The sequence below is a fragment of the Salinicola aestuarinus genome (assembly GCF_003206645.1).
Taxonomy (GTDB): Bacteria; Pseudomonadota; Gammaproteobacteria; order Pseudomonadales; family Halomonadaceae; genus Salinicola; species Salinicola aestuarinus.
This window is the reverse complement of the sequence record NZ_PZJP01000010.1, coordinates 1-6,061: the sequence shown is the minus strand read 5'-3', so window position 1 is coordinate 6,061 and position 6,061 is coordinate 1. Positions and strand designations below refer to the sequence as shown.

At 62.2% G+C, this 6,061-nt stretch carries 4 protein-coding genes; 3 read left to right on the top strand and 1 reads right to left on the bottom strand.

Annotated elements, in window-relative coordinates; translation table 11 throughout:
* On the bottom strand, positions 1–3,378 hold a 3,378-nt coding region (locus DOM41_RS14885; RefSeq protein WP_157956945.1), incomplete at its 3' end, for an Ig-like domain-containing protein.
* A gap of 537 nt (positions 3,379–3,915) precedes the next feature.
* Between DOM41_RS14885 and DOM41_RS14880 the strand changes: the two genes are divergently transcribed.
* Genes DOM41_RS14880 through DOM41_RS14870 form a run of 3 tightly spaced genes read left to right on the top strand, consistent with a single transcriptional unit; the run spans position 3,916 to position 5,747 of the window.
* The gene (locus DOM41_RS14880; protein WP_245391869.1) at positions 3,916–4,539 is read left to right on the top strand and encodes an NUDIX domain-containing protein; all 624 of its coding nucleotides are present in this window, start codon (positions 3,916–3,918) and stop codon (positions 4,537–4,539) included.
* Between the two features lie 39 nt (positions 4,540–4,578).
* Positions 4,579–5,025, top strand: a complete 447-nt coding sequence (locus tag DOM41_RS14875; protein ID WP_110687671.1) for a DUF1249 domain-containing protein — start codon at positions 4,579–4,581, stop codon at positions 5,023–5,025.
* Positions 5,025–5,747 (top strand): phosphodiesterase, encoded by a 723-nt coding sequence (locus DOM41_RS14870; protein ID WP_110687670.1) that lies wholly within the window; start codon positions 5,025–5,027, stop codon positions 5,745–5,747. Before DOM41_RS14875 ends, DOM41_RS14870 begins: the two co-directional genes overlap by 1 nt.
* Positions 5,748–6,061: the final 314 nt, after the last annotated feature.

The following is a 6,061-nucleotide window of genomic DNA, read 5'->3' as shown; positions in this document are numbered from 1 at the left end:
GAGGCGTGGTGTGGCATCGTTGGTGCTTGCGCCGCTATCCACCTCACCGGTGATCGGAGCAACGTCATCGGTGGCGCCATTCAGCGTCGGCGCGACTGGCGGGGTCTGGTCATCGAAGTCGACATCCACCGTCGCCGTTTCTTCGGGGCCGGTGTTACCGGCGGCGTCGGTGGCCGTTGCGGTGACTGGTTCACCGTCTACCAATGCAGGCGTGGGCGTGAATGACCAGTTGCCGTTCTCGTCGGCGGGCGTTGTGCCGAGCACGTTATCGTCGGCGTCGGTCAACGTCACCGTGCTGCCGGCTTCGGCGGTGCCGGTGACGGTCTCGCCGTCGGTCGGGTCGATGATCGGGGCGTCGGGGGCGGTGGTATCAATGGTCAGGGTGAACGGATCACTGGCCACCGACTCATTGCCGTTGGCATCGGTGGCTGTGGCGCTGAAGGTTACTTCACCGTCAGGGAGTGCCTGGACCGGGAACGACCAGGTGCCGTCATTGCCGGCGGTGGTGGTGCCGATCTCAACGTCGTCCTGGAAGATCGTCACGGTCGAGCCGGCCTCGGCCTGGCCATTGAGGCGCGGGGAGGCATCGTTGGTGCTCGCGCCGTTATCCACCTCACCGGCGATCGGAGCAACGTCATCGGTGGCGCCATTCAGCGTCGGCGCGACTGGCGGGGTCTGGTCATCGAAGTCGACATCCACCGTCGCCGTTTCTTCGGGGCCGGTGTTACCGGCGGCGTCGGTGGCCGTTGCGGTGACTGGTTCACCGTCTACCAATGCAGGCGTGGGCGTGAATGACCAGTTGCCGTTCTCGTCGGCAGGCACGGTGCCGAGCACGTTGTCGTCGGCGTCGCGGAGCGTCACCGTGCTGCCGGCTTCGGCGGTGCCGGTGACGGTCTCGCCGTCGGTCGGGTCGATGATCGGGGCGTTGGGGGCGGTGGTATCTAGCGCAAGAGAGAACACGTCACTCGTATCGGATACGAGCCCGTTCTGGCCAATGGAAAAAGCGCGGAAGAGCAGAAGACCCGGGTCGAATCCTTCATCCGGAGAGAATGCAAACCTGCCTTGCGGGTCGGCGACGGTCGTACCCATCACCTCATCATCCATCATGATGACGACGTCGCTATTGGCCTCGGCAAAGCCAAGCAGCGTCGGCATTGTGTCATTGGTGGCTTCGCCGTCTTCGCGCATGCCCGTCGGGTCGACCTGATCCATCGCGGCCACCAGTTCGGGCGCCGCCGGCCCCGTCGGCTGAGGCAGGTCGGCGTCGGTCGTTACCGAGGCGGGGTCGCTGATGTTGCCCGCTTGGTCAGTGGCAACGGCCTCGACGACGGTCCCGTCGTCCAGCGGCGTTTCCGGGGCGAAAGACCAGTTGCCCTCTGGGCTGGTCGTGGTCGTCCCGAGTGACTCGCCATCGACCGTCAGCTCGATCGTGGCGTTGGGCTCTGCCATGCCGGTGAGGATTTCGCCGTCGGAGGTATCGATAACCGGTGCCGCCGGCGCGACGGTGTCGATAGTGAGGGTGAAGAGGGCACTGGGGTCCGACACATTGCCGTCAGCGTCGGTGGCAGTGGCGGTAAACACGACGCTGCCATCGTCGCGCCCGTCTATCGTGTACGTCCAATTCCCTTGGTTGTCAGCCAGCGCAGTACCGAGGACCTCGTCGTTGGCGTAGATCGTCACTTCGCTACCCGCCTCTGCGCTGCCGGTGAGCGTGGGCGTGGTGTCGTTGGTGAAGTCCTCGTCGTTCAGCCGCCCGGCAACGGGGTCGACGTCATCGGTGGCGAAGGCAATCGTCGGTGCGACGGGCGGGATGACGTCATCGAGGTCAGTGTCGATGACAGTTGTGGCCGGCTCGCTGACATTGCCCGCGCTGTCGGCTGCGGTAGCGGCGACCGTCGTTCCGTCCTGAAGGAGCGGGACGGGCTGGAACGACCAGTTGCCGTTGGCATTGGTCGGTGCCGTGCCGATGGTCTCTCCTTCACCATTCGTCAAGGTGACGAGGCTACCGGGTTCAGCCATCCCCGTGACGGTGGTGCCATCGGTGGGGTCCAGGGTCGGTTCGCCGGGTGCGGTCAGATCAACAACGACGGGTCCCAGGCTGTCGATTGCGCTGACATTGTTTTCGCCATCGCTCTGACGCGCTTGAATGTCGTTGGCATCGTAGCGCCCCGGGGCGAGTTCGAAACTGCCACCCGTGCCGCGGGTCCAGGTCTCCCCACCGTCGGTCGAGTACTCCCAGGTGGCGTCGTCTGCAAGGTTGCCGACGGTGACCGTGGCGTCGTTGGTCATACCATCGGTGGCATCGACCCCGGTGTCATCGGCGAGCGCGATGACCGGCGCATCCGGTGCGGTGTTATCGGGGGCGGTGACGCGGGTGGGGTCGGAATTGTTGCCGGCATCATCGGTGGCGACGACGTCGAGCGCTTCACCATCGTTCTGCGGCGGATCGATGGCAACGTCGAAGCTGCCATCATCGTCCGCGGTATCGCTCCCCAGGGTGTTGCCGTCTTCATCGGTCACCGAGACCGTCGCGTTGGGCTCGGCAGAACCGGTCACGACGGTGCCGTCGTCGTTGATGGCGACATCGGTCGGCGCATCCGGTGCGGTGTTATCGGGGGCGGTGACGCGGGTGGGGTCGGAACTGTTGCCGGCATCATCGGTGGCGACGACGTCGAGCGCCTCACCGTCGTTCTGCGCCGGTTCGATGGCGACGTCGAAGTCGCCATCCTCGTCCGCGGTGTCGCTCCCCAGGGTGTTGCCGTCTTCATCGGTCACCGTGACCGTCGCGCCGGGCTCGGCAGAACCGCTTACGACGGTGCCGTCGGCATTGACGGCGACGGCGGCCGGGGCATCCGGTGCGATATTGTCAGCCGGAGGGGCAGGGGGCGCATCATCGTTGTTGTCATCGTTTCCGCCGCCACCTCCACCGCCGCCACCCGCGACGACGGCACCGGCAGCCAGTGCGCCACCCGCGGCGAGTAGACCCAATGTCCCGAAGCCACCCTCCGATGATTCGCTGGCGAGGGGTTCGAACACGCCGTATTCATCGAGTGGCACGTAATCGGCAGGGACAATGCCATTACTCGCCGCCGATCCCAGATCGGCCAGGATGAGCTGCTGATCTTCGCCCGTCAGGTAGAGTTGGCTGGGCGGCGCTGCCGCGTCACCGTAAAAATTCTCTATCCGAATTATCTCGCCGGTATCGGTCTGCACGACCAGATCATTGCCGTCACGGGTGAGCGAGGTCACATCGTCCGGTGACAGGTTGAGCAGGATGTGGCGCGGCTGAGAGAGGGTGATCGTTCCATCATCGACGGTAATCGCTGGCGTCTCGGAGATGGCTTCCTGAGTTGGTGCGATCTTAGCGGAGATGACCATGATTATTACCCCTGGCGTAAGAAATCCGATTCTTTTTATTCGTCATTAGTGTTGCGTTCCTAAGTATCACTAGGATGGGTAATGAATAGTAACCAGGTCAAAGAAAATTTTGTTAATTTGTTGGTCTTTTGTTATTGAATTCAAAAAACCAAAACAAAACATGGATTTGAGGGTCAATGAGACGGTTAATAAAGCGGATTTTTCTATGGGTATTATCCGCTTTCCATGGCGACTTTTATTGATTAAATCGATTTTTTGACTGTTTTTAAAATGGTCTTCTATATGTAATTTGTATGATGTTTAAGAGATTATTGGCCGCGGCTGTCAGCAATGTCTTACAACAATAGGAGGGTTTTTCTTAGCCAAGTGACTGTTTAAGCGCTAACGAGGTGTTGGCGGGCAGAGCGGCATCGCCCCGCTTGCAGAGAGGCGCATTGCCCAAAACCGGCGACCGCGATTGGTTGGATTGTCCTGTCATCACCCCCATAACATCCGTTTTGTCGGTCCGCTCTGGAGGTAGACTTGAACGAACACCGCTTGCCCTTACCTCGTTATGGCTCCGGCGACGTCCAGCGCCTGGAGACCCAGGAGATCTATTCAGGCTTTTTCTCTCTGGAGAAACGGCGGCTGCGTCACCGCCGCTTCGACGGAGGCTGGAGCGAAGCGATGGATCGCGAGGTGCACGTTCGCCGCGATGCGGTTGGCGTACTAATCTACGACCCAGCTTGCGACGCCGTGGTGCTGGTCGAGCAGATCCGCGCCGGCGCGCTGGATGATCCGCACTCCCCCTGGAAGCTCGAACCGGTGGCCGGTCTTGTCGAAGCCGGCGAAAGCCCGGCCGATGTCGCGCGTCGGGAGTCGATGGAAGAGGCCGGGTGTGAGCTCGGCGAGCTGATCGAGATTCACCGTTATTACCCGAGCCCGGGCGCCAGTACTGAGCAGGTCACACTTTTCTGCGGCCTGGCCGATAGCCGAGGCGTGGGGGGTGTCCATGGGCTCGAAACGGAACACGAGGATATCCAGGTGCACGTGATGTCGTTCTCCCAGGCCTGGGGTCGAATGATGGCGGGGCAGCTGGACAACGCGATGGCGCTGATCGGCTTTCACTGGCTTGCCCGCGAGCGGGCCAGTTTGAGAGCGAGCGCCGAAACACGTTCATGACTGGGCCCATCACAAGTCTGTGGTGAGCCGGAGAGTTCTATGCACAAGACGGCCTACGTCACCGATCTCAAGACACTGCAGACCGAGTGCAGTAGCAACTATCTGCGTCTGCGCCGGTGGGTCATGGATATGGACGCCGGGGAAACTCGGGAAGTGCCACTGGCCGGGGAGCACGCTCGCTTCGGCACACTCTGGATCGAAGTCCTGGAGCAGGCGCCCTATACCACGATCGCGCGGGTGTCCCAGACGGGCGTGCTCGACGGGTTCATCGATACGCCACGCATGACCGTGCACCTTTACCACGACGCCAACATGGCGGAAGTCACCGATTTTCAGCGTCAGCGTCACTTTCAAGGTCGCTATCGTTACCCCAATCCGCGCATGCACCAGCCCGACGAGAAGCTGCAGTTGAACCGATTTCTTGGCGAGTGGCTGCAGCACGGGCAAGCGTACGGCCATGCCGCTGATCTGCCGGAAATTCGCTGATGCGTCTGGTTCAGGTCACCGATACCCACCTGCTCGCGGATCCGGCCGGGCGCTCGCGCAAGGGTGAGCCGCTGCGCCAGCTTCACGCCGTGCTGGCCAGAGCCCATTCGCTCAGGCCCGATGTGGTGCTCATGACCGGCGATGTTGCGCAGGACGAGACGCCCGTGGCCTACCGCCACGCCTGTGATGCCTTCGGTGAGCTTGCGTGCCCCTGGTTCTGGATACCCGGCAATCACGACCAGCCTGAGTTGATGGCGGCGGCGCACCCGCTACTCGAGTCAATCGATCTCGGGTCCTGGAGGGTGTTGTTGCTGAATACCCGTGTCAGTGGTCAGCCGGGTGGGGCCGTTGGGGTCGAGCAGTTGCAGCGCCTCGCCGAGCAGTTGGAAGCCGACGATCGGCCGACGCTGATAGCGCTGCACCATCCGCCGCTCGCCATCGGTTCGGTGTGGATGGATGCGATCGGGCTCGCAGACCGTGATGCCCTGTGGCAGACGCTGGCGCCCTATCCGCAGGTCAAGGCGATGCTGTGCGGTCATATCCATCAGGCGTTCGCCGCGCGGGAAGGCATGGTCGAAGTCTACGGCTGTCCCGCCACCTCGGATCAGTTCCTGCCTCTCAGCCACGAGTTCGCTGTTGACGAGGCTGCGCGTCCCGGGCTGCGCGTCGTGGACTTCACCCATGACTCGCTGCATACCTGGATCGAGCGCGTCGATCTGTGAGCGCATCAGGGGCACGCGTCTGTCGGGTCGCGGGTCCTTTTCCACTATCGGCCAGCCAGCTCGCGGGCTGGGCCGCCAACGGCAAGCGGGGAGTGGGGTTTATATTCTCTTAAAGCCTTTAAAAAGCGTTTTTAATTCTTTGACGTTATTAAAGGCGGGTCGTTAGGGTTTGCCTTTTGAGCGCGACAGTGGCGTCCCGTCGAGTCCACCGCGCGGTGCGATAGCGAGAGTTCTCATGGCAGATCCCCTGGTCAGCAGTCAGCGTCAAACCCACCTCAAGCAGCTCGAGGCGGAGTCGATCCATATCATCCGCG